The 20665-nt window shown below is 67.1% G+C and carries 20 protein-coding genes; 7 read left to right on the forward strand and 13 right to left on the reverse strand.

The genetic code is table 11. The features are described from left to right. The first annotated feature begins 42 nt into the window (after positions 1–42). On the forward strand, positions 43–495 hold the full coding sequence (gene soxR / locus PP1Y_RS08760) for a redox-sensitive transcriptional activator SoxR (protein ID WP_013831919.1): 453 nt from the start codon (positions 43–45) through the stop codon (positions 493–495). On the opposite strand, the gene smc is transcribed toward soxR, so the two are convergent. The 4 genes from smc to PP1Y_RS08780 all read right to left on the reverse strand — a co-directional run bounded on the left by smc (position 496) and on the right by PP1Y_RS08780 (position 6188). Continuing rightward, positions 496–3930: a chromosome segregation protein SMC gene (gene smc / locus PP1Y_RS08765; RefSeq protein WP_013831920.1), complete on the reverse strand. Its 3435-nt coding sequence runs from the start codon at positions 3928–3930 to the stop codon at positions 496–498. 33 nt (positions 3931–3963) lie between these two features. After that, a complete protein-coding gene (locus PP1Y_RS08770) occupies positions 3964–4722 on the reverse strand; it encodes a thioredoxin domain-containing protein (protein WP_013831921.1) in 759 nt (252 codons plus the stop codon). 129 nt (positions 4723–4851) lie between these two features. Continuing rightward, complete coding sequence (locus tag PP1Y_RS08775; protein ID WP_013831922.1) at positions 4852–5634, reverse strand: thioredoxin domain-containing protein; 783 nt, start codon at positions 5632–5634, stop codon at positions 4852–4854. After that, positions 5634–6188, reverse strand: a complete 555-nt coding sequence (locus PP1Y_RS08780; protein WP_013831923.1) for a DUF721 domain-containing protein — start codon at positions 6186–6188, stop codon at positions 5634–5636. Before PP1Y_RS08780 ends, PP1Y_RS08775 begins: the two co-directional genes overlap by 1 nt. A 29-nt stretch (positions 6189–6217) precedes the next feature. Between PP1Y_RS08780 and PP1Y_RS08785 the strand changes: the two genes are divergently transcribed. The 3 genes from PP1Y_RS08785 to nudC are packed head-to-tail and all read left to right on the forward strand — an operon-like array spanning position 6218 to position 9490. Continuing rightward, positions 6218–7276, forward strand: a complete 1059-nt coding sequence (locus tag PP1Y_RS08785) for an A/G-specific adenine glycosylase (RefSeq protein WP_013831924.1) — start codon at positions 6218–6220, stop codon at positions 7274–7276. Next, entirely contained in the window at positions 7273–8583 is a 1311-nt protein-coding gene (locus PP1Y_RS08790) for a serine hydrolase (RefSeq protein WP_041558701.1), read from the forward strand. Before PP1Y_RS08785 ends, PP1Y_RS08790 begins: the two co-directional genes overlap by 4 nt. Beyond that, on the forward strand, positions 8555–9490 hold the full coding sequence (gene nudC / locus PP1Y_RS08795) for an NAD(+) diphosphatase (protein WP_013831926.1): 936 nt from the start codon (positions 8555–8557) through the stop codon (positions 9488–9490). The genes PP1Y_RS08790 and nudC overlap by 29 nt, the downstream gene beginning before the upstream one ends. Positions 9491–9541: 51 nt before the next feature. Here nudC and PP1Y_RS08800 read toward each other — a convergent pair whose 3' ends face one another. Together PP1Y_RS08800 and mgtE are read right to left on the reverse strand one after the other, a co-directional pair. Beyond that, the gene (locus tag PP1Y_RS08800) at positions 9542–9943 is read right to left on the reverse strand and encodes a DUF1489 family protein (RefSeq protein ID WP_007013091.1); all 402 of its coding nucleotides are present in this window, start codon (positions 9941–9943) and stop codon (positions 9542–9544) included. Positions 9944–9971: 28 nt separating this feature from the next. Continuing rightward, positions 9972–11417 carry a magnesium transporter gene (gene mgtE / locus PP1Y_RS08805; protein WP_013831927.1) on the reverse strand — a complete coding sequence of 482 codons (1446 nt, stop codon included), beginning with the start codon at positions 11415–11417 and terminating at the stop codon, positions 9972–9974. 169 nt (positions 11418–11586) lie between these two features. On the opposite strand from mgtE, the gene PP1Y_RS08810 reads away from it, so the two are divergent. Continuing rightward, entirely contained in the window at positions 11587–12054 is a 468-nt protein-coding gene (locus PP1Y_RS08810) for a peptidylprolyl isomerase (RefSeq protein ID WP_007013093.1), read from the forward strand. A gap of 129 nt (positions 12055–12183) precedes the next feature. On the opposite strand, the gene PP1Y_RS08815 is transcribed toward PP1Y_RS08810, so the two are convergent. The 4 genes from PP1Y_RS08815 to PP1Y_RS08830 form a co-directional block, all read right to left on the reverse strand. Then, complete coding sequence (locus PP1Y_RS08815; protein ID WP_013831928.1) at positions 12184–13068, reverse strand: LysR substrate-binding domain-containing protein; 885 nt, start codon at positions 13066–13068, stop codon at positions 12184–12186. A 51-nt stretch (positions 13069–13119) separates the two neighbouring features. Continuing rightward, positions 13120–14043: a hemolysin family protein gene (locus tag PP1Y_RS08820; RefSeq protein WP_007013095.1), complete on the reverse strand. Its 924-nt coding sequence runs from the start codon at positions 14041–14043 to the stop codon at positions 13120–13122. 28 nt (positions 14044–14071) lie between these two features. After that, positions 14072–14557: an rRNA maturation RNase YbeY gene (gene ybeY, locus PP1Y_RS08825; protein WP_013831929.1), complete on the reverse strand. Its 486-nt coding sequence runs from the start codon at positions 14555–14557 to the stop codon at positions 14072–14074. Positions 14558–14782: 225 nt separating this feature from the next. After that, on the reverse strand, positions 14783–15820 hold the full coding sequence (locus PP1Y_RS08830) for a PhoH family protein (RefSeq protein WP_007013097.1): 1038 nt from the start codon (positions 15818–15820) through the stop codon (positions 14783–14785). A gap of 206 nt (positions 15821–16026) precedes the next feature. Between PP1Y_RS08830 and PP1Y_RS08835 the strand changes: the two genes are divergently transcribed. Continuing rightward, complete coding sequence (locus PP1Y_RS08835; protein ID WP_013831930.1) at positions 16027–16608, forward strand: hypothetical protein; 582 nt, start codon at positions 16027–16029, stop codon at positions 16606–16608. 36 nt (positions 16609–16644) lie between these two features. Here the strand turns inward: PP1Y_RS08835 and PP1Y_RS08840 are convergent, their stop codons facing one another. Then, on the reverse strand, positions 16645–17358 hold the full coding sequence (locus PP1Y_RS08840; RefSeq protein WP_041558703.1) for an alpha/beta fold hydrolase: 714 nt from the start codon (positions 17356–17358) through the stop codon (positions 16645–16647). Beyond that, the gene (gene miaB / locus PP1Y_RS08845; protein ID WP_013831932.1) at positions 17355–18689 is read right to left on the reverse strand and encodes a tRNA (N6-isopentenyl adenosine(37)-C2)-methylthiotransferase MiaB; all 1335 of its coding nucleotides are present in this window, start codon (positions 18687–18689) and stop codon (positions 17355–17357) included. Before miaB ends, PP1Y_RS08840 begins: the two co-directional genes overlap by 4 nt. Positions 18690–18879: 190 nt before the next feature. On the opposite strand from miaB, the gene PP1Y_RS08850 reads away from it, so the two are divergent. Next, positions 18880–19332 (forward strand): tRNA (cytidine(34)-2'-O)-methyltransferase, encoded by a 453-nt coding sequence (locus PP1Y_RS08850; RefSeq protein WP_013831933.1) that lies wholly within the window; start codon positions 18880–18882, stop codon positions 19330–19332. Between the two features lie 185 nt (positions 19333–19517). On the opposite strand, the gene PP1Y_RS08855 is transcribed toward PP1Y_RS08850, so the two are convergent. Next, positions 19518–20633 carry an NAD(P)-dependent alcohol dehydrogenase gene (locus PP1Y_RS08855; RefSeq protein WP_013831934.1) on the reverse strand — a complete coding sequence of 372 codons (1116 nt, stop codon included), beginning with the start codon at positions 20631–20633 and terminating at the stop codon, positions 19518–19520. Positions 20634–20665 lie beyond the last annotated feature (32 nt).

Here is a 20665-nt window from a genome sequence, read left to right on the forward strand (position 1 = left end):
CTCAAGTTAACTTGAGGTCAAACGGAAACTGGAGGTATTGAGATGACTGCCAAGGGCGTGACCGACCGCTTCATCTCGATCGGCGATCTTTCGCGCCGGACCGGCGTCGCGGTGTCGGCGATCCGCTTCTACGAAGAGAAGGGGCTGCTCGTCTCGCTGCGCACTTCGGGCAACCAGCGGCGTTTCCTGCGCTCGGACATTCGCCGCGTCAGCTTCATCCTGATCGCGCAGAAACTGGGGCTGGGCCTCGCGGAGATCGAGCGCGAGCTGGCGCAGCTGCCGCAGGGGCGCACGCCGACGATCGAGGACTGGGAGCGCATCAGCCTGTCCATGCGCGAGGCGATCGACGCGAAGATCGCGCTGCTCGAACTTACCCGGCGCAAGCTGGACGAGTGCATCGGCTGCGGCTGCCTGAGCCTGACGAAATGCCGCCTCTACAATGCCGAGGATGCAGCCGGGGCGGAAGGCCCCGGGCCGCGCTTCGTGCTGAAATAGCTATTCGGCAGCCAGCAGTTCCTCGGCCGCGCCGAGGTCCACGCTGACGAGGCGCGAGACGCCCTTTTCGACCATGGTCACGCCGAACAGGCGGTGCATCCGGCTCATCGTCACGGCATTGTGGGTGACGATCAGGTAGCGCGTGTCGGTCTCGCGGGTCATCGCCTCGAGCAGGTCGCAGAACCGCTCGATATTGGCATCGTCGAGCGGCGCGTCGACCTCGTCCAGCACGCAGATCGGGGCCGGGTTGGTGAGGAACAGGGCGAAGATCAGGGCAACGGCTGTCAGCGCCTGTTCGCCGCCCGACAGCAGCGTCAGCGATTGCAGGCGCTTGCCCGGCGGCTGGGCGAAGATTTCCAGTCCGGCTTCGAGCGGATCGTCGGAATCGACCAGCGCCAGGTGCGCCTGCCCGCCCTGGAAAAGCTGCTGGAACAGGCGGCGGAAATGCGCATCGACTGCCTCGAAAGCCGCGCGCAGGCGTTCGCGCCCTTCGCGGTTGAGGTTGCCGATCGAACCGCGCAGCCGGTTGACCGCTTCGGCCAGCTCGGCCTTCTCGGTTACGCTGACGCCCAGTTCTTCTTCCGCCTTGGCCAGTTCGTCGGCAGCGACGAGGTTGACCGGGCCGATGCGCTCGCGGTCGGCGACGAGCCTGTCCATCGTCGCAGTCTCGGCCTGCGCGCCGGAGACTTGCGAGGAATCGAAAGCGAAGCGTTCCGGCAGGACGGGAGGCGGGCACTGGAAGCGCTCGCCCGAAAGCCGCGTCATCTCGACCCGGCGCTCGTCCTCGTTTTCGGCGCGGGCGACGGCACCGGCGCGGTTCTCGCGCGTGCTGGCGAGCTTTTCCTGCGCATTGGCCAGTTCGGCATCGGCCTTGCGCGCGGCCTCGGTCGCGGCAGTGACGGCCACTTCGGCCTTGCCCAGTTCATCGGAGAGGCGATTGCGCACGACTTCCCCGGCTTCGATCTCGGCCATGATCGAGGCGGGTTTGGCGGCGAACACGGCGCGCTCGGCCTCGATTTCCTCAAGCCGGCCGGCCATCTGGGCGAGGCGATTGGTGGCGTCGCCGGCACGGCCCTGCCAGTTGCGGATGTCGCTGCGCTGCGACGCGGTGCGTTCGCGCCCCACCGCCAGCGCCTGGTCGTGCGCGGCAAGTGCGGCCGTCGCCGATTGCAGCCCGCTCTTGGCGGTTTCGTTCCTCTCCCTTGCGGCCTGCAGCGCGGCGCGACCGGTTTCGGGATCGGGCAGTGTCTTGCGCTTGTCTTCGGCGGCGGACAGGTCCTGCGCGGCGGTCTTGCGCTGCTCGGCCAGCTCGCCGACCTGCGTATCGAGTTCGGCGCGGCGGGCCCGCTGGCGCTGGCGCTGGTCTTCGGCCTGGTCGGCGGCGCGCAGGGCGCTGCGTTCGGCATCGGTGGCCTGCGCGATGGCGCGTTCGGCGGCAATGACCGCGGCCTGCAGCGCGGAGAGTTCCTGCTGCACCCCGGTCTGGCGCGCTTCGGCAACCGCCACGGCTTCGCGCAGCGGCGGCAGCTGGGCGTCGAGTTCGGCAAAGCGGTTTTCGGCCTCGAGCCGGGCGGCTTCGGCGGCGCCTTCGCCGCGCGCAACGAAACCGTCCCAGCGGCGCAGCACGCCCGAACGCGTGACCAGCCACTCGCCGGCCTTGAGGGCGCGGCCGTCATCCTCGTCCACGACATGGACGAGCGCGAGGCGCGCCGCGAGTTCGGGCGGGCACTGCGTGACGTGCGCGGCAAGGCTCTGGGCCACTGGCGCGGGCGCCTCGGCGCCGGTCCAGAAGCGGCCATCGGCGCCCTCGACCTTGCCCAGCGGCGCCTTGGCGTCGCGGCCCAGCACGGCGGCCAGCGCGCGTTCGTAGCCCGGCGCGGCACGCACCGCGTCGATTGCGACGGGCAGGCCATGTGCGGCCTTGGCGCCCTTGGCCCGGGCCTCGCGGTCGCGAACGAGGGCGCCGTGTTCGCGTTCGATGCCGGTGAGGTCGGCACGCGCGCCGGCGAGTTCCGAGGCTGCGGCATCGCGCTGGGCCTGCAGCTCTGCCTTGCGGGCCTGCTGTGCCTCAAGTCCCTCGCGGGCCTCGGCAAGGGCCTTTCCGGAAGCTTCGGCTTTCGCTCGTGCAGCGGCGACGACGGCGTCGAGGTCACCCGCCGCCTCGAGCGCGCCGATCTGCGACTGCAGGCGCTCTGCCTCGGAATCGAGGCGGGCAAGCCGGTTCCTTGCCTGCGCCAGTTCGGCCTCGGCAATGCGCCATTCGGCCTCGACGCCGGCCTGCTGGGCGGTCGCCTGCGCCAGTTCGAGTTCGGCGGTGCGGGCGGCGCGTTCGGCGCCTTCCAGGGCATTGGCCAGACGGGGGCGGTGCGCCTCGTCGGCTGCAAGCTGCTTTTCGCTCTCGGCCAGTTCGCGTTCGAGGCGGGAAAGCGCCTGCGCCGCATCGCGGGTCACGCGGTCGGCATCGCCGCGGTCTTCCTCGAGCCGGGCCTTCTGCCTCTCGAGATCGGCCAAGCGCTGTTCTGCCGCTTCGAGCTGGCTGGTGAGCGTTGCCATGCGGTGGCCTTGCGCATTGGCATCGTCGCGGCGGTCGGCCAGTTCGTCGCGCGCCTCGACCAGCGCTTCGGCAGCGGCGGCCTGTGCGTTCTGCGCCAGCTTCGCGGCCTCCTGCGCCTCGTTGACGCGGGCCTCCGCGGCCTGGGCTTCCTTGCGCGCGGCCTCTGCGGCAGCGGCGGCATCGCGCCAGCGGGCATAGACGAGGCGCGCCTCGGCCAGCCGGATCTCGTCGGTCAGGGCCTTGTACTTCTCGGCCGCCCGGGCCTGGCGGCGCAGCGTGGCGACCTGCTTGTCGAGCCCGGCCATGATGTCTTCGAGGCGGGCAAGGTTGGTTTCGGTCGCGCGCAGCTTCTGCTCGGCGTCCTTGCGGCGCACGTGGAGGCCGGCGATGCCCGCTGCTTCTTCCAGCATCGCGCGGCGTTCGGTCGGTTTGGCGGCGATGACCGCGGCGATCTTGCCCTGACTGACCAGCGCGGGCGAATGCGCGCCGGTCGCGGCGTCGGCGAAGATCAGCGCCACGTCCTTGGCGCGCACGTCGCGGCCGTTGACGCGATAGGCGCTGCCCGCCCCGCGCTCGATCCGGCGCACGACTTCAAGCTCTTCGCGCTTGCCGTCGATGGGGGTGGTCTCGCCGGTCAGGACGACTTCGGCGAAGCTGCGCGGGGGGCGGCTGGAGGTGCCGGCGAAGATCACGTCTTCCATGCCGCCGCCGCGCATCGACTTGGGCGAGCTTTCGCCCATGACCCAGCGGATCGCTTCGAGAAGGTTGGACTTGCCGCAGCCGTTGGGGCCGACGACGCCGGTCAGCCCCGGCTCGATGCGCAGTTCGGAAGGCTCTACGAAGCTCTTGAATCCACTGAGCTTGAGCCGCCTTATGCGCATCGCGTCGCCCTTATCGAAGCCAGAACCGGCGCATCAGCGCGCGCCGGCCTGCTGCAGCTTGGTTTCCAGCTCGTCCCAGCCCATCGAACCGACCGAAGAGCCGTTGATGATGAACGTGGGCGTGCCGGTGACGTTGAATTCCTTCGTCGCCTTCTCGGTCTGGTCGGCAAGGGCCTTGGCCTTGGCGGTGTCGGCAAGGCAGGACTTGGCCTGGTCGAGCGCGATCCCGCGCGAGGCGAAGAATTCGGTCATGCCCGATGCCTGCGCGATGGCCGGGATCTGCTGCGGCGGCGACATTGCGCCGATGGCCTTGAGCTTGTCCTCGCCCAGCGCCTGCACGTTCTGGAACATGTTGGGCTGCCAGGCCCAGAACTGTTCGCTGAGCGGGATCACCGCCTCGGTCGCCCCGCAAGTGGCCAGCAGCGAGGCCGGCACGTCGTAGGGGTTGAGCATGAAGTAGCGCAGTTCGTAGCTGACGCGGCCGCTGGCGACATAGTCGTCGCGCAGCTTGGCGAAGCTTTCCTTGGCGAATTCGGCGCAGTGCGAGCAGCTCAGCGCGCCATATTCGACGAGCTTGATCGGTGCCCCGGGATTGCCGAGGCGATAGCCGCCTTCGTCCGTCTTGGCGACCATGTCCGACCAGCTCTTGCCGGCGGGAGCGGCGATCGGGGCGATCGGCTCGTTCGAAACCGGCGCGGTCTCGTCCTTCTTGTCGCCGCAGGCGGCCAGGCCGAGGGCGAGCGGAGCGGCGATCAGGCCCAGCGCGACGTTACGGAAGCGAAAACGGGTCATCGAAGCGAATCCTTTGCGAATTGAAAATGGCTAACCCATGGTCCGGACAGATCAAGGGCGTGCGGGGGCCGGGAGGGGACATCTCCACAGCTAACCCCCGCAATTCGGCGAAAGCACCGATTTCGCGGTCTAGATCCTGCCGGCCTGCAGCGCCGCGGCGCGGTCGCTGAGCAGTTTCGAGAGATGCTCCCAATCGTGAACCTGCTGCACTTCGCCATTGATGACGAAGCTGGGCGTGCCGGTCAGCCCCAGCGATCCGGCGGCCGACTGCTGCGCGCGCAGTTTGTCGAGCATCGAGGCGTCGTTGAGGCAGCGGTCCGCCCGGGCGCGGTCGATGCCCCATTGCTGCATCTTGGCGTAGAAGCCAAGGTCGCCGGCGATGGCGCGCATGCGGGCCGGGATTTCACCCTGTCCCCAGCGCGCAAGCTGTTCCGGCGTCATCTTCTGCGCGGTGGCGAGCCACTGGTCCTGCGAGGCGAAGAACGCATTGTGGCGCACCCAGAAGCGGTTCGGATCGCCGCAAGAGGTCAGCATCGCGATCGTCAGGTCGATCGGGTTGCGCAGCAGGTTGGTGACGGTGACCTGGATCTGACCCTTGGGGATCAGCGTCGTGCGCAGCACCGGGTCCGCTTCGCGGTGGAACACGGCGCAGTGCGGGCAGGTGTAGCTGACGAACTCTGTCATCTTGATCGGTGCGTCGGGATTGCCCAGCGTATGGCTGCCGTCCGCCGTCACGCCCATCGTGCCGTTCCAGTTGCCCTTCGCGGCAAGCTGCTGCCTCGCTTTTGCGGTGGGCGTGGGCTTAGGTGCAGGTTGGGGCGGGCTGGCGGCGAGGCTCAGCGCGGCGCAGGAGGCAAGGGCGATCGTACGGGCGGCGTTACGGGCAATGGACTTCACGAATGACGGCTTCATCACTTGTCCTTCTGGTCTTCCTTGGCAGCCATGCTCCGCGCCAGCGATTCCAGCACGGCCCGAAGTTCCGGGTCGCCGATGTCGCGCAGCGATTCTCCCAGTTCCATCGGCACCGGTTTTAGCGAAGGCGGAGCAGACCTGCGGTCTGAAGCAGGCGGCGCCTTAACCTCGCCTTGCCGGATCTTGGCCCTGGCCACCGCATTGTAGCCGAAGAAGCGGTTCACCCGGTCGATGATCTCGGGAATGACGTGCTGGATCATCGGGGCATGGGCGGGCAGCACGACGAGCTGGAGAATGCCGTCGCTTTTTTCGCCGGGCGGGAAGCGGATCGATTCGGGAGAGCAGACCCGGGCATGGCGGGCACCGACGATCTCGGGCCAGCGGGTCACCACGCTGGACTGGACAAAGCCGAAACGGCGAAAGGCGGTGCGCCCGACTTCGGGCATCAGGTCCGATATCGCGCGCGCCTGCCCGCCGCGCGGACGCTCGTAGCGCTTGAGGGCGGGCGAGGTCTTGCCCGGTTTGCTCGATTGTTTGCCGCGATCCCGTTCCATTACCGGCGCTGCAATGCCATAGCGGGCCCATGGAAGCCAGTTCCGATACGATCTCGCGCAAGCTTCTCAACTGGTATGACGCCCATGCGCGGGACCTGCCGTGGCGTGCGCGCCCGGGTGCGCCGTCTCCCGATCCCTACCGCGTCTGGCTCTCGGAGGTCATGCTGCAGCAGACCACCGTTGCCGCGGTGAAGGACTACTTTGCCGAATTCACGAGGCGCTGGCCCGACGTGAGCGCGCTGGCCGCCGCGCCGGACGAGGAGGTCATGGCCGCCTGGGCGGGACTTGGCTACTACGCCCGTGCCCGCAACCTGCTGGCCTGCGCGCGCGAGGTCGCGGCGCGCGGCGGGCGCTTTCCCGATAGCGAGGAGGAACTGCGCGCGCTGCCGGGGCTGGGCGCCTATACTGCCGCCGCGGTTGCCGCCATCGCCTTCGGCCGCCGCGCGGTGGTGGTCGACGCCAATGTCGAGCGCGTCGTCGCCCGGCTCTTCGCCCTCGATACGCCGCTGCCGGGTGGACGGACCGCAATCCGCGAGAAGGCCGATGCGATCACGCCGGAGCGGCGCAGCGGAGACTTCGCACAGGCGATGATGGATCTGGGCGCGACCGTGTGCACCAGCCGGGCGCCGCGCTGCCTGCTCTGCCCGCTTTCGGTCGAGTGCGAGGGGCGGGCACTTGGCGAGCCGGAGCGCTTCCCGGTCAAGGCGCCCAAAAAGGCCAAGCCGGCGCGCCGGGGCAGGGCCTTCTGGATCGAGCGCGACGAACGCGTCTGGCTGGTGCGCCGTCCCGGCAAGGGGATGCTTGGCGGGATGCGGGCGCTGCCCGACGACGGCTGGCATTCGCGCGGCGACGGCACCGGTGAAGGGCCGCTGGACGGACCGTGGGAAAGCGCCGGCAAGGTCGGCCACGTCTTCACGCACTTCTCGCTAGAGCTGAACCTTGCGGTTTATCTCGGCAATCAATGCGATAGTCTTCCCGCCGAAGATGGCGAGTGGTGGCCGCTGGACCGGATCGGGGAGGCCGGCCTGCCGACGCTTTTCGCCAAGGCGGCGCATCTGGCGCTCGCCGGAACGGGAGAGAGGGTATGATTCGCACCCTTGCCCAGCTCGAGGCCGCGATGGACCGGCGCGCGCTGCTGCGCATGGGCGCCTGTGCCGGGATCGGCGCTGCGCTGATGCCGCGCCTTGCGCTCGCCGCTGCCGATCCGGACCTGCTGCCGCAAGTGCGCGCGGTGGTGGAGCGCTGGGTGGGGCCGGGCAAGTTTCCCGGCATGGTCGCTTCGCTCGGTATCCCGGGGCGCGAACCGCAATATGTCGCGCGCGGTTCGGAAGGCTTCACCGATGGCGATGCGGTGACGGCGGACAGCCTGTTCCGCATCTATTCGATGACCAAGCCGATTACCGGCATGGCCGCCATGCAGCTTGTCAGCGAAGGCAGGCTCGGTCTCGACCAGCCGCTTTACGACATCCTGCCGCAGTATCGGCACATGCAGGTGCAGGACACATACGACGGATCGGTTGCCGCGCTGCACCCGGCCCGCTCGCCGATCACGATCCGGCACCTGCTCACCCACACCTCGGGCATCGGCTACACGATCATCCAGAAAGGGCCGATCAAGGACCTGATGGAGCGCAAGGGCCTTGTCGCGGGCCAGATCAGCCGCATGAAGATTCCCGGCGTGTTCGAAGGCGAGTCGGTCCACGGCCTCGATCGCTTTGCCGACCGGCTTGCCGAAGTGCCGCTGGTGGCCGACCCCGGCACGCGCTGGAGCTATTCCATGGGGCTCGACCTGATGGGCCGGGTGATCGAAGTGGCCAGCGGGCGCAGCTTTGCCGATTACCTGCGCGAAACGATCTTCGAACCCGCCGGGATGTCGAGCACCTTCTTCCAGGTGCCGCAGTCCGATGCCGCCCGCCTGACCACCAACTATGGCGCGCTCGGCAAGTTGCTGGTGCCAATCGATAGCGGGATGGATTCGATCTTTCTCGATAAGCCGCCGTTCCCCTTCGGCGGGGCGGGCCTTGTCAGTTCGCCGCGCGACTACGACCGGTTCCTGCGCATGCTTGCCCAGTCGGGTACGATCGACGGGCAGCGCGTGCTCGCTGCACAGGCCGTGCGCACCGGCACCAGCGATCTCCTGCCCGCTGGCGTGACGATCCCGGCCGCGTTCGGCGGGGCGGCAGGTTTCGGCGCCGGGGGGCGCGTCGGGCGCGGCGGCGAGGCCGGGATCTACGGTTGGTCGGGCGCGGCGGGCACGGTCGGCATGGTCGATATGGTCCATGCCCTGCGCTCGCAGATATTCGTGCAGTTCATGCCGCCCAACGCGGTGGGACTGCTTCCCGAGTTCCAGGCCGCACTCAAAGCCGATGTCATGGCCATGCTGGAGAAACGCTGACGTGATTGCCCTCGATTCTACCCCGATTGCCTTCTCCGGATCGCACCTCGACCGCGCCGATCATGTCCGCAGCGATCCTGCCGCGCTCGATGCCCTGATGACGTGGAAGGCGCGGCTGCTGCGCATGGATGGGCTCGACCCGGTGCTGACGCCCGATGGCGCGCTGGAATGGGGCAGCCTTGCCGATGCCGCGCCCGACAGCGACCTGGTGTTCCTCGGCCTCGATGGCGAACGCGGCTGTTTTGCCGAAGTGCGATCGTCCTATCCCTCGGGCAGTCCCCATGCCGGACCGGCTAGCTGGAATGCAATGTCGGTTCTGGGCGCGGGCGAACTGGCGACCTATGGCGGCGCCCGCTCGCTGGTCGGCTGGCATGCGCGTCACCGCTTCTGCGCCGTATGCGGGCAGCCCACGCGGCTCGCCAAGGGCGGCTGGCAGCGCACCTGCACCTCCGAAACATGCGGTGCGGAGCACTTTCCGCGCGTCGATCCGGTCACGATCATGCTGGTCGAGCATGAGGACAAGGTGCTTCTGGGGCGCCAGCCGCGTTTTCCCGAGCGACGCTATTCGACGCTTGCCGGTTTCGTCGAGCCGGGCGAGACGATAGAGGAGGCGGTTGCCCGCGAAGTGCTGGAGGAAGCCGGGATCCGGGTCCGCGACGTGACCTACATCGCCAGCCAGCCCTGGCCGTTCCCGTCCTCGCTGATGATCGGCTGCCACGCCTATGCCGAGACGACCGAGATAACCATCGACGAAACCGAACTGGACGATGCCCGCTGGTTCAGCCGCGAGGACGTGGTCGATGCCCTCGAGGCGATCGGCCGCGGCGAACTGGGCCGGGCCTTCGGTGCGCCGCCGAAGACGGCGATTGCCCATGTCCTCATGCGCTGGTGGATCGACCGGGGCTGAGGCTCCGCTCAGGGCGCGGCAAGGAGGAAGCCGGCCCTTGGCGCCCAACCTTCAGACGAGGCCGAGCCTTGCCAGTTCCCGCGCCAGCTTGGGCGGCATGATATCGCCCGAGCTTTCGCCGTCGCCCAGGTCGCGCGGGGCGTCCTCTTCCTTGAGATAGCGCCAGCCCTGGTGGGCGCGCTTGGGCTTGGTCACGACCGGGATCAGCTTGGGGGCGAGGCGGATCCACCAGCGGCCGTCCTCGCGCTGTTCGAAGCCGAGGATCGGGGAGCGGCCGATGAGGGCGTGTTCGTAGATCCAGTAAAGCGAACCGCCCGCCATTTCCTCGTGCCGCTTGGGCAGGTAGCGCGTCGTCAGGCGCGCTTCGCCGATGTCTGCGTGGCTTTCCAGCCATGCGCGCAGGTCCGCCGGGCTCTCGGCGGAATAGGCGATCTTGGTCATGTGCAGCGGCATGGGAACGAAGATAGGTATTCGCGGTGGGTCAGGCGAGTCCGGTCAGCACGGCAAGGCCGAGGAACGAGAAAAATCCCATGGTGTCGGTGGCCGTCGTGACGAAAACCGCGGACGATACGGCCGGGTCGATGCGGAAGCGGTCGAGCGTGACCGGCACGAGGATGCCGGCAAGACCGGCGACGAGGTTGTTGATCACCATGGCCGCCCCGATGACGGCGCCCAGCAGCGGGTTGGAGAACAACAGCGTGGTGCCCCCGCCGATCAGCAGGCCGAGCGCAGCGCCGTTGGCCGTGGCGATGCGCAGTTCGCGCAGGATCATGCGCACGGTATTGGAATCGGTCAGCTGGTTGGTGGCGATGGCGCGCACCACCACGGCCAGCGTCTGCGTCCCGGCATTGCCGCCCATCCCCGATACGATCGGCATGAGCACCGCAAGCAGCGCGAACCGGGTGATCGCGCCCTGGAACAGTCCGACCACGGACGATGCCAGAATCGCGGTGGCAAGGTTGACGCACAGCCAGGTCAGGCGCGCGCGCACGGTGATCAGGATCGGCTCGTTGATGTCGCCATCACCGGCACCGGACAGGCGCAGGATGTCCTCGCTCGCCTCTTCCTGGATAATGTGGACGATGTCGTCGACGGTGATCTGGCCGATCAGGCGCCCGGCGGAATCGGTCACCGCAGCGGAGATCAGCGCGTACTTCTGGAAGCGCAGAGCCACTTCTTCCTGGTCCATGTCGACCGGGATCAGCGTCTGGTCGCGCGACATCACGTCGTAGAGCGGAATGTTGCGCGGGCAGCGCAGAATCCAGGACAGCGCGCAAGTGCCGACCGGGCGGTGCATCGCGTCGACAATGAAGACTTCCCAGAACTCGGTCGGCAGTTCGCGGTGTTCGCGCAGGAAATCGATGAGATCGCCCACCGTCATCGTCTCGGGCACCGCGACGAACTCGCGGCTCATCAAACGGCCGGCGGATTCCTCGGGATAGGAAAGCGCGGCCTCGATCGCGGCGCGGTCTTCGGGATCGAGTTCGGCAAGGACCGCCTGCTGGTCCTCGCGGTCGAGATCCTCGATCATCGCGACGGCGTCGTCGGTGTCGAGCTGCTCGGCAATTTCGGCGACGACGTCGGCCGGCAGCGCCTCGATCAGGAGTTCGCGGACCCAGTCGTTGAGTTCGGCGATGACCTCGACGCCCATGAGGTCGCGAATCGAGCGGGCGAGCTGGAGGCGCTCATCCTCGTCGACCAGCTCTAAAAGGTCGGCGATGTCGGCCGGGTGGAGCGGTTCGACCAGTTCGTAGACGCGGTCGGAGTCCTCCTCGTCGAGCGCATCCATGACGTTGCGCACGAATTCGGGCTTGAGGCGGTTCTCCTCGTCGAGGCTCTCGCTCTCGGGCGCAGGCGATTCCGCTTCTGCCTCTGCAGCGACGGCATCGTCCTGCTTCAGTTCGTCGTCGAGGTCCGCGCCGCTCATAAGCGCCGGTCTAAGCGCCAATTTCGCAATTGCAACAGGCGAAGGAAGGGCCGCGGAAGATAGCTGTTCGGATACTTGTTCCGGACAGGCGCGCGTGACATTGGCGAGACGCAGCCTATATCGGGCCGGTGCCCGGATCCGCATCGACGCGGACAACAGGAGATTACAGATGGCCGACGAATACCTGACGCTCACTCTCGACACCGGCAGCGGCGGTGGCGACGTCAAGATCAAGCTTCGCCCCGACCTGGCCCCCGGCCACGTCGAGCGCATCAAGGAGCTGACCGGCGAGGGCTTCTACGACGGCGTGAAGTTCCACCGCGTGATCCCCGGTTTCATGGCACAGGGCGGCTGCCCGCAGGGCACCGGCATGGGCGGTTCGGACAAGCCGGACTTGCAGGCCGAATTCAACGCAGAGCCCCATGTGCGCGGCGTCTGCTCGATGGCTCGCACCAGCTACCCGCACTCGGCCAACAGCCAGTTCTTCATCTGCTTCGACGACGCCACCTTCCTCGACAAGCAGTACACTGTCTGGGGTCAGGTGGTCGAAGGCATGGAACACGTGGATGCGCTGCCCAAGGGCGAGCCGCCGCGCGAGCCGGGCAAGATCGTCAAGGCGACGGTATCGGAAGGCTGAGCCCTACCGGTTCGAATGCAGGAAGGGGCGCCCCGGCCGGGGCGCCCCTTTTTCGTTGGCTCGGTGCCAGCAATCCCGTCCTTCGGCAGGTTCAAGCTGAGCCTGTCAAGGCCTGCGGCGCTACCCGGCTCAGAGCCCCGCCTGCAGCAGCCACTCGTGGAAGATGCGCACCGGGCGGGTTTCCAGCGCCTTGGGACGGCAGACGAACCAGTAGCGGTACGGGCTCTCGACATCGATGTCGAACAGGCGGGCGAGGCGATTGTCGTGCGAGCGGCGGAAGTGGTCGTCGTGCATGATCGCGATGCCCAGCCCTTGCGCAGCTGCCTCGAGGACGAGCTGGCCGGAGTCGAAGCGGTCGATCGATGCCGGTTCGAGCTGCGGCATGCCGATTGCGGTCTTCCAGGCCTCGAAACTGTCGAACAGGTCGTTGTGGATCAGGATGGTCTGCTTCGAGAGCGTCTCGACATCGGGTGCTGAACCGATTTCCTCGGCAAGTCCTCTGGACACGATTCCATAGACCTTGTTGTGGTCGAGCTGGATCCGGTAGAAATTGGGATCGGGCTCCTTAGCCAGGATGATCGCCGCGTCGAGGGTGTCGCCGACGCGATCCTCGAGGTGGGCGCCGGTATCGATGTCGATATGCAGGCGCGGATGCAGCTTGCGCAGTTCGGGCAGGCGCGGGAACAGGCGCTGGCCGCCGAACAGGGTCGGCACGCCAAGGTGCAGGCGCAGGACCTGGCCGCGGTCGATCTGCGATTCGACGGCTTCGGCCAGTTCTTCCAGCTTGGGGCCGACGACGTTGTAGAAAGCCTGTCCTTCGTCGGTCAGCTTCATCGCCTGGTGCTGGCGGGTGAACAGGCGCTTGCCTGTGAAATCTTCCAGCGCGGCGACGCGGCGGGAGAGGGCGGAGGGCGACAGGGCAAGTTCACTGGCTGCCGCCTTGGCCGAACCAAGGCGGACGACGCGCACGAAGGCTTCAAGTGCGCGCAGAGGGGGGAGGCGGCGTACGGGCAATGTTTCGTCTTTTCATCCGGTCACGAGTCAACTGCTGGGCAGATGACGGCTTCAGTCTGTTGCGCTCTCGAGCTCCTCTACCGGCGGATGCAACCGTAATCGGGTGACGTGTCGCTCATTTCCTTCGGTTACCTCGATTCGCCAGCCGCTGTCGTGTTCCAGGATCGCTCCGACCTGTGGAACCTGCTCAGCCAGTACGAATGCGAGGCCGCCCAGTGTATCTACTGCTTCTTCAACTTCGGCAAGTCGTGGATCGATTCGTTCCGCAACTTCATCGAGTTCCACGCGGGCGTCGGCATCCCACATGCCGTCTTCCAGCGGCAGCAGAAGTTCTTCGGGCGCATCGTCGTGTTCGTCTTCGATACTGCCGACGATTTCTTCGACGAGATCCTCGATGGTGATGATGCCGTCGGTCCCCGAGTACTCGTCGATCACGACGGCCAGGTGCGTGCGGCGTGCGCGCATGTCGGCCAGTACGTCCAGCGCCCCGCGCGCCTGCGGCACGTAGAGCGGCTGGCGCATCAGGCTGGTCCAGTCGGCCGGCGCCGGCAGTCCACGCGCGAGGATCGGGAAGATATCCTTGATGTGGATCATCCCGCGGATCTCGTCGAGCGATTCCCCGTAAACCGGCATGCGGCTGTGACCGTGTTCCGCAAAGGCCTCGACCACTTCTTCCCACGATGCCGAGGCCGGGATGGCAATGATGTCGCCGCGCGGCACCGCGACGTCGTCGGCATCGTGCTCGCTGAAGTGCAGGAGGTTGCGCAGCATCTGCCGCTCGAGCTGCGACAGGTCGCCGTTGGGCTGCGCCCCATGTTCGGCGTCGCCCTCGTGTTCGTTGATGACGTCTTCGATCTGCGCCCTGAGCGACTGATCTGCGTCTGCGTGAAAAAGTCTCCGGAAGACACGCCAAAGCGTGCCGCTACTGTCCGGATCTCCCGAGCCGGGCTCGGTGTGGCGGCCATTGTCGGCCATCGTGACTGGTTACCCCTTCAAACCTGATTCAGTCGTCATATGGGTCGGCGATCCCCAATTGGGCAAGTGCTTTCGTCTCCAGTGCTTCCATTGCTTCGGCATCGGCATCGGAAATCTCGTGGTCGTGGCCGGCCAGGTGGAGCAGTCCGTGAACGACGAGGTGACTGGCGTGATCCTCGACCGATATGCCCTTTTCCGCGGCTTCGCGGGCGCAGGTCTCGAAGGCGAGAGCGATGTCGCCGAGCATCTCGGGCGGGCCATCGGCTTCCAGTTCGAGTACCTGATCGCGCTCAAGCATCGGAAAGGAAAGGACATTGGTCGGCTTGTCCTTTTCGCGCCATTCGCGGTTCAGGACGTGGACTTCGGCGTCGCAGGTGAACAGCACGCTCGTCACGAGCCGCGGATTCGCGAGCTCGGGCGCCACCTGTGCCAGAGCCGCGCAGGCGCGCTCGGTCAGCTCCGCCCAATCGGTGCTTTCCGGCCAGGGCTCTTCGATATCGATTTCGAGATTCATCGCTACTGCCTCTAGCGGTTTGCGGCGGTGCAAGGAAGCTGGATCCCCGCCTTTGCGGGGATGACGGGCGCGCGGGGATGACGGGGGGCGGGGGGAAGACTGGAGTACGCGGGGATGACGAGAGGTCAACTGGCTGGGGCAGGACGCGAACGACAGCCGTCAGCCGCTATCCCCGCGAAGGCGGGGATCCAGCGACTACACAGACAGGGCCGAACCGAAACTGCCCTACTTGCTCTCGTCGTACTGCGACAGAGGTCCCTCGTAAGCCTCGACGATCCGCCCGACGATCGGGTGGCGCACAACGTCGGCGGCGGTGAAGCGGGTGACGTTGATGCCGTCGATCCCTTCCAGCTTCTGGACGCCGTCGGCCAGGCCGCTCATGCGGTCGCCGCCGGGGATGTCGACCTGCCTGGGGTCGCCGCAGACGACCATGCGGCTGTTCTGGCCGAAGCGGGTGAGGAACATCTTCATCTGCTCGCGCGTGGTGTTCTGCGCTTCGTCGAGGATGACGAAGGCATCGGCCAGCGTGCGGCCGCGCATGAAGGCGATCGGCGCGATCTCGATCTCTCCCGAGGCGAGGCGTCGTTCCACCTGTTCGGGCGGCATGCAGTCGTAGAGCGCGTCGTACAGGGGCCGCAGGTAGGGATCGACCTTGTCCTTCATGTCGCCGGGCAGGAAGCCCAGCTTCTCACCGGCTTCGACTGCCGGGCGCGAGAGGATCAGGCGTTGCACCGAACCGGTCATGAGCTGGCTGACCGCCTGTGCGACGGCAAGGTAGGTCTTGCCGGTGCCGGCCGGGCCGAGCGCGAAGATGACGTCCGAACGGGCCAGCGCGCGCATGTAGTCGATCTGCGTCGCCGAGCGCGGCACGATCGTTTTCCTGCGGGTGCGGATCATGATCGGCGGCGCGCCCTGGTCGCCGGAGATGATGCCTTCGAGCGTGGGTTCGGCCGACATCGTGATCAATGATTCGACTGCGCCTGCATCGAGATCCTGTCCTTGTTCGAGGCGGTGGTACATGCCGGTGAGAGTTTCGCGGGCCCTGGCCACGGCATCTTCCGGACCTTCGATCTGGATGCGATTGCCGCGCGCCGCGATGTAAACGCCGAGCCGGTTCTCAACCTGTACGAGATTGGCGTCGAACTGGCCGAACAGGGCGCCTAGCAGCGTGGGTTCGTCGAATTGTATTTCGACACGGGCCCGGCGGTGGGTTTCGGGCCTGAACTGCGCCGGGTCATCGGCACGGGCTGCTTTGCGGGCCATGCGCTCCTTTCGGGCAAAACGTGTGCTGTTCTGTAAGCGAAGATGGTCCCGCTCCGGGCAGCTTGCAAGCTCTCGCGCACCCGGCGCAGATCGATTCCTGGTGGATAACCCATAAACCTCCCCGGATCCTGCGGGATGGGCCGGCCGCAAGCCGGATCGAGGCAAGGCGCATTGCCGGGGCGAAGGACCAAGGCTATCCATGTCCCATGAACCGCCAGCACATTTTTCCGCTCGCCCTCTTGGCCGTCCCGGCCCTGCTGCTCGCCTCGTGCAAGGGCGAGGAACCCGCTCCCGAGACCAGCGCAACCGCGACCGGCGAGGCCTCCGAAGCCGCGGTCACGCCGGTTACGGTCGAAAGCTGGCTTGAAGAAAGCGCCGCGAAGGATCTGGGCGGTCAGACCGATTCGCTGCAGTACGCCCGCGCCGAGGCCGATCTGGACGGCGACGGCGTCGATGAAGTGCTCGCCTATGTCGGCGGCCCGATGATGTGCGGGACGGGCGGCTGCAATCTCGTCGTGCTCAAGCGCGATGGAGAAGGCTACAGGCAGGTCGGCGACCTCTCGGTGGTCCAGCTTCCGGTAGGCGTGCTGTCCAGCAAGACGAACGGCTGGAAGGACCTTGCCGTCTCGGTTTCGGGCGGCGGCAGGCCGGGCGGCATCATGCGCGTCCCCTTCGATGGCAAGGCCTATGCCCGCAACCCGACGGTCAGCCCGGCGGAGCCGGTCGATTCGATCGGCAAGGAACTGATCGCGGACAAACCGCTCAAACCGCTCAAGCCCGGCGCGTAAGCACCGCACGTACGTTCTCAGGCGGGACGTTTGAGCTCAGGCGGGACGTTCGAGCCAGCGGCGCATCGCCGCGGTCACGGCTGCGGGCTGCTCCATGGCGGAAAGGTGGCCGCTGTCGGCTATTCGCTCCAGCACGGCGCCGGGAATGGCGGCGGCGATCTCTTCCGAAAGCGCGGGCGGCGTCAGCGCATCCTGCTCGCCGACGAGGACCAGGGTGGGGACCTTGATCGCCGGCAGGTCGTCGCGCGAATCGGGGCGGGTGATGATCGCGTTCTGCTGGCGGGCATAGACCTCGAAGCCGGTCCGCAGCGCCATGGCGACGACCTGTTCGCGCAGGTCTTCCGGCGCCTCGGGATGCACCAGCCGCGCCAGCCCCTCGCGGGCAACGGCTTCGTAGCCGCGCTGCTCGGCCGCCGCGATCGTGCCCCGGCGCATGGCGGAGGTGTGGCGATTGTCGGCGCGGGCATTGGTGTCGAGCAGGGCAAGGCGAGTGACGCGGCCCGGGGCCTGCCGCCAGATCTCCAGCGCGACGTAGCCGCCCATCGACAGGCCGGCGACGGCAAACCGCTCCGGCGCGTTCGCGAGGATGCGGCTGGCCATGACCGCGATCGAATCGTCGCGCAAGGTGTCGCCGATGGTGAACTCGGCAATGTCCCACAAGCCGGAGACCTGCGCTTCCCACAAGGCGGCGTCGCAGGCGAGGCCGGGGATCAGGACGAGCGGTTGGCGGCCCTCCACGCCGTCGCTCACGCCGCGGCGACCATCCGCGCGGCGGCGCCCAGGCTGTTGGGCCCGGCGCTGGTGATCTCGACTTCGACGAGGTCTCCCACCTGTACGTCCGCCTCGAAGTGGACCGACTGCAGCCAGGGCGACTTGCCCAGCCACTGGCCGGGGTGCTTGCCCTTGCGCTCGACCAGCACGGAGCAGGTCTTGCCCACGGTCGCGGTATTGAAGGCGTACTGGTCGCGGTTGAGCGCGGCCTGAAGGCGCTGCAGGCGCTCATCCATAACCGCCAGCGGGACCTGCCCGTCCATCGTCGCGGCGGGCGTGCCCGGGCGCGGCGAGTACTTGAAGCTGAAGCACTGGGCATAGCCGACCGCGTCGACCAGCTTGAGCGTGTCCTCGAATTCGGCATCGGTCTCGCCGGGGAAGCCGACGATGAAATCGCCCGAAAGCGCAATGTCGGGCCGCGCCGTGCGCACCTGCTCGAGGATTTTCAGGTAGCTTTCCGCCGAGTGGCTGCGGTTCATCGCCTTGAGCACGCGGTCGTTGCCCGCCTGCACCGGCAGGTGAAGGAAGGGCATCAGCTTTTCGATCTCGCCATGCGCCGCGATCAGGCCGGGCGTCATGTCGTTGGGATGGCTGGTGGTATAGCGGATGCGGGCGAGGTCGGCGATCTGCGCCAGTTCCCGGATCAGGCCGTCGAGGCCGACCGTCTGGCCCTTCGCGTTCTCGCCGGTCCAGGCATTGACGTTCTGGCCGAGCAGCGTGATCTCGCGCGCGCCGGCTTCGACGAGGCGCCTGGCCTCCTCGATCAGGTCGCCATGCGGGCGCGAGACTTCGGCGCCGCGGGTATAGGGCACCACGCAGTAGGTGCAGAACTTGTCGCAGCCTTCCTGCACGGTGAGGAAGGCGGTGGGCCCGGAGCGGCGACGGCGCGGCAGCGCGTCGAACTTCGTCTCTGCGGGCATGTCGGTATCGGTGACGCGGCGGCCCTCGCTGGCCTCGCGGATCATGTCGGGCAGGCGGTGGTAGGCCTGCGGGCCCACGACCATCTTCACGCTGGGCGCGCGTGCCATGATCTCCTCGCCCTCGGCCTGCGCGACGCAGCCGGCCACCGCGATCAGCGGCGAAGAGCCGTCCTCGCGCTTCAGGCGGCCGATGTCGGAATAGACCTTCTCGGCCGCCTTTTCGCGGATGTGGCAGGTGTTGAGCACGACCAGGTCGGCATCCTCGCCTTCGGGCGCGGGGGCGATGCCCTGTTCGGCCAGCAGTTCGGCCATGCGGTCGCCGTCATAGACGTTCATCTGGCAGCCGAAGCTCTTGACCCGGTAGGTCTTGGGAGTCTGGGTAGGATGCATGGCGGCCCGATACACGCGTTTGCACGGCTTTTGAAGGGGCGCTGCGCCCGGCGTGCAGCGGGGCTCGCCCGGAGAGGCGCCGCCGGATGAAGCACCGCATACCCGATTGGGCCCGATTCATGGGGAAGTCGCGGTCCGGCAGTGGCGCAACGGGCTTGCATGGTCCCGATTGCGACGCCAATCAGCGCCGATGCGCATTGCTCTTTTCGAACCCGAGATTGCCGGAAACGTCGGCGCCATCCTGCGGCTGGGCGCCTGCATGGGTACCGCGGTGGACCTGATCGAACCGATGGGGTTCGCGTGGAACGACCGCCGCGTCCGCCGTGCCGCGATGGACTACATCGACCACGTCAGCATCACCCGGCACTCGGGCTTCGAGGCTTTCAGGGCCACCATCGGTTCGGGCAGGCTGGTCCTGTTCACGACCAAGACGACGCAATCGTCCTATGACTTCGCCTATCGCGCCGACGATGTCCTGCTGTTCGGCAAGGAGAGCGCGGGCGTCCCGCCGTCCGTGGTCGAAGCCAGCGACGCGCGCGTGCGCATCCCCCTGCGCCCGGAAGTCCGCTCCCTGAACCTTGCGACCGCAGCCGCGCTGGCGCTGGGCGAGGCCCTGCGCCAGACCGCGACACTGCCCGGCTGACAGGCTGCGCCACCCTCGGCCAGAGCAGGTAGGCGGGCGCGAACCGGTTCATCGTCAAAGAAATCGCCGTGGTCGCCGCTGCCATGAGCGGACGTATGATACGCGGTGGAGCCGGTCACTATCTCTGCAACCGATGGCAAGCCATCGCAGCTGCCCGGCTCCGCCACGAAATTGCGTAAGGTGCGTCAGGACATCCGCAGGACGGGCTTGATCACATCGCCGCTTTCACTGGCCGCAATCGCCTCGTTGATCCGCTCGAAGGGGAAGAAGCCGATCAGCCGGTCGAACGGAAAGCGGCCCTGGCGATAGTAATCCATCAATGTGGGCAGGAATGTCTGGAGATCGCTGTCGCCCCCCAGGATGCCCATGACGCGGCGGCCGTGGCCCATGAACGTCGCTTCGTTGAAGGCGAGCATGTCTTCCGGCGCAGAGGCGCCGACCATGCCCAGTATGCCTTTCGGCGCCAGCAGGGAAAAGGCCAGCTCGATCAGCTTGTTCACGCCCGTGGTATCGAAGGCGTAGCCAAGGCCGCTTGGACACAGCCCGCGAATAGACTCCTCGACGTTGTCGCTCCGGCCGTTGAAGGCATGCGTCGCTCCCAGTTCAAGGGCCATGGCGAGGCGCGAATCGTGCACGTCTATGGCAATGATGGGATGCGCACCTGCGATCTTTGCCGCCATGATCGCGGCCATGCCCACGGTTCCTGCTCCCCAGATCGCAATCGGCATGTCCTTGCGGACTTCCATCGCATTCAACACCGCGCCGGCTCCGGTCATCAGGCCGCAGCCGATCGGGGCGAGCACTTCCAGCGGCGTGTCGTCGAGGCTGGCGGGAACGCGCACGACGTTGCGCTCGTGCGCGATAGCATGGGTGGCGAAGGCTGACTGGCCGAAGAAGTTGCCATTGAGCGGGGAGCCGTCGCGATAGAGCGTGGGCGATCCGTCGGGGCGCGCGCCCGACCAGTTGTTGGGGAAGAACTCGTAGCAATATGTCGGCGCGTCGGCACTGCAATTGGGGCAATCGCCGCAGGAGTTGAAGCTCATGACGACCCGGTCCCCGGGGCTGACCGAGGTCACCGCGCTTCCCACTTCCTCGACGATGCCGGCACCTTCATGGCCAAGGACGATCGGCAGAGGTACCGGCAATTGCGCGTCGCGCACGGCAAGGTCGGTGTGACAGATGCCGCAGGCAACGATACGCACCCGAAGCTCGTCAGGGCGCAGCGCATCCAGCTCGACATCGGCGATGGCGAAAGGTTCGGTCTGGCCACTGCAGATCGCGGCCCGTGCTGGCGTTTTCATGTCTTTCTCCTCGTCCTGCCGCCAAGTGGTTG

Origin of the sequence: Novosphingobium sp. PP1Y (assembly GCF_000253255.1) — a bacterium.
Classification (GTDB): Bacteria; Pseudomonadota; Alphaproteobacteria; order Sphingomonadales; family Sphingomonadaceae; genus Novosphingobium.

Coding starts and splice junctions, on each gene's coding strand:
- miaB (WP_013831932.1), bottom strand. CDS start 18,689: ATGCATCCTACCCAGACTCCCAAGACCTACCGGGTCAAGAGCTTCGGC.
- PP1Y_RS08855 (WP_013831934.1), bottom strand. CDS start 20,633: ATGAAAACGCCAGCACGGGCCGCGATCTGCAGTGGCCAGACCGAACCT.
- PP1Y_RS08820 (WP_007013095.1), bottom strand. CDS start 14,043: ATGGCCGACAATGGCCGCCACACCGAGCCCGGCTCGGGAGATCCGGAC.
- soxR (WP_013831919.1), top strand. CDS start 43: ATGACTGCCAAGGGCGTGACCGACCGCTTCATCTCGATCGGCGATCTT.
- nudC (WP_013831926.1), top strand. CDS start 8,555: ATGTCATGGCCATGCTGGAGAAACGCTGACGTGATTGCCCTCGATTCT.
- PP1Y_RS08775 (WP_013831922.1), bottom strand. CDS start 5,634: ATGAAGCCGTCATTCGTGAAGTCCATTGCCCGTAACGCCGCCCGTACG.
- PP1Y_RS08810 (WP_007013093.1), top strand. CDS start 11,587: ATGGCCGACGAATACCTGACGCTCACTCTCGACACCGGCAGCGGCGGT.
- PP1Y_RS08790 (WP_041558701.1), top strand. CDS start 7,273: ATGATTCGCACCCTTGCCCAGCTCGAGGCCGCGATGGACCGGCGCGCG.
- PP1Y_RS08800 (WP_007013091.1), bottom strand. CDS start 9,943: ATGCCGCTGCACATGACCAAGATCGCCTATTCCGCCGAGAGCCCGGCG.
- PP1Y_RS08830 (WP_007013097.1), bottom strand. CDS start 15,820: ATGGCCCGCAAAGCAGCCCGTGCCGATGACCCGGCGCAGTTCAGGCCC.
- PP1Y_RS08835 (WP_013831930.1), top strand. CDS start 16,027: ATGAACCGCCAGCACATTTTTCCGCTCGCCCTCTTGGCCGTCCCGGCC.
- mgtE (WP_013831927.1), bottom strand. CDS start 11,417: ATGAGCGGCGCGGACCTCGACGACGAACTGAAGCAGGACGATGCCGTC.
- smc (WP_013831920.1), bottom strand. CDS start 3,930: ATGCGCATAAGGCGGCTCAAGCTCAGTGGATTCAAGAGCTTCGTAGAG.
- PP1Y_RS08770 (WP_013831921.1), bottom strand. CDS start 4,722: ATGACCCGTTTTCGCTTCCGTAACGTCGCGCTGGGCCTGATCGCCGCT.
- PP1Y_RS08780 (WP_013831923.1), bottom strand. CDS start 6,188: ATGGAACGGGATCGCGGCAAACAATCGAGCAAACCGGGCAAGACCTCG.
- ybeY (WP_013831929.1), bottom strand. CDS start 14,557: ATGAATCTCGAAATCGATATCGAAGAGCCCTGGCCGGAAAGCACCGAT.
- PP1Y_RS08850 (WP_013831933.1), top strand. CDS start 18,880: ATGCGCATTGCTCTTTTCGAACCCGAGATTGCCGGAAACGTCGGCGCC.
- PP1Y_RS08785 (WP_013831924.1), top strand. CDS start 6,218: ATGGAAGCCAGTTCCGATACGATCTCGCGCAAGCTTCTCAACTGGTAT.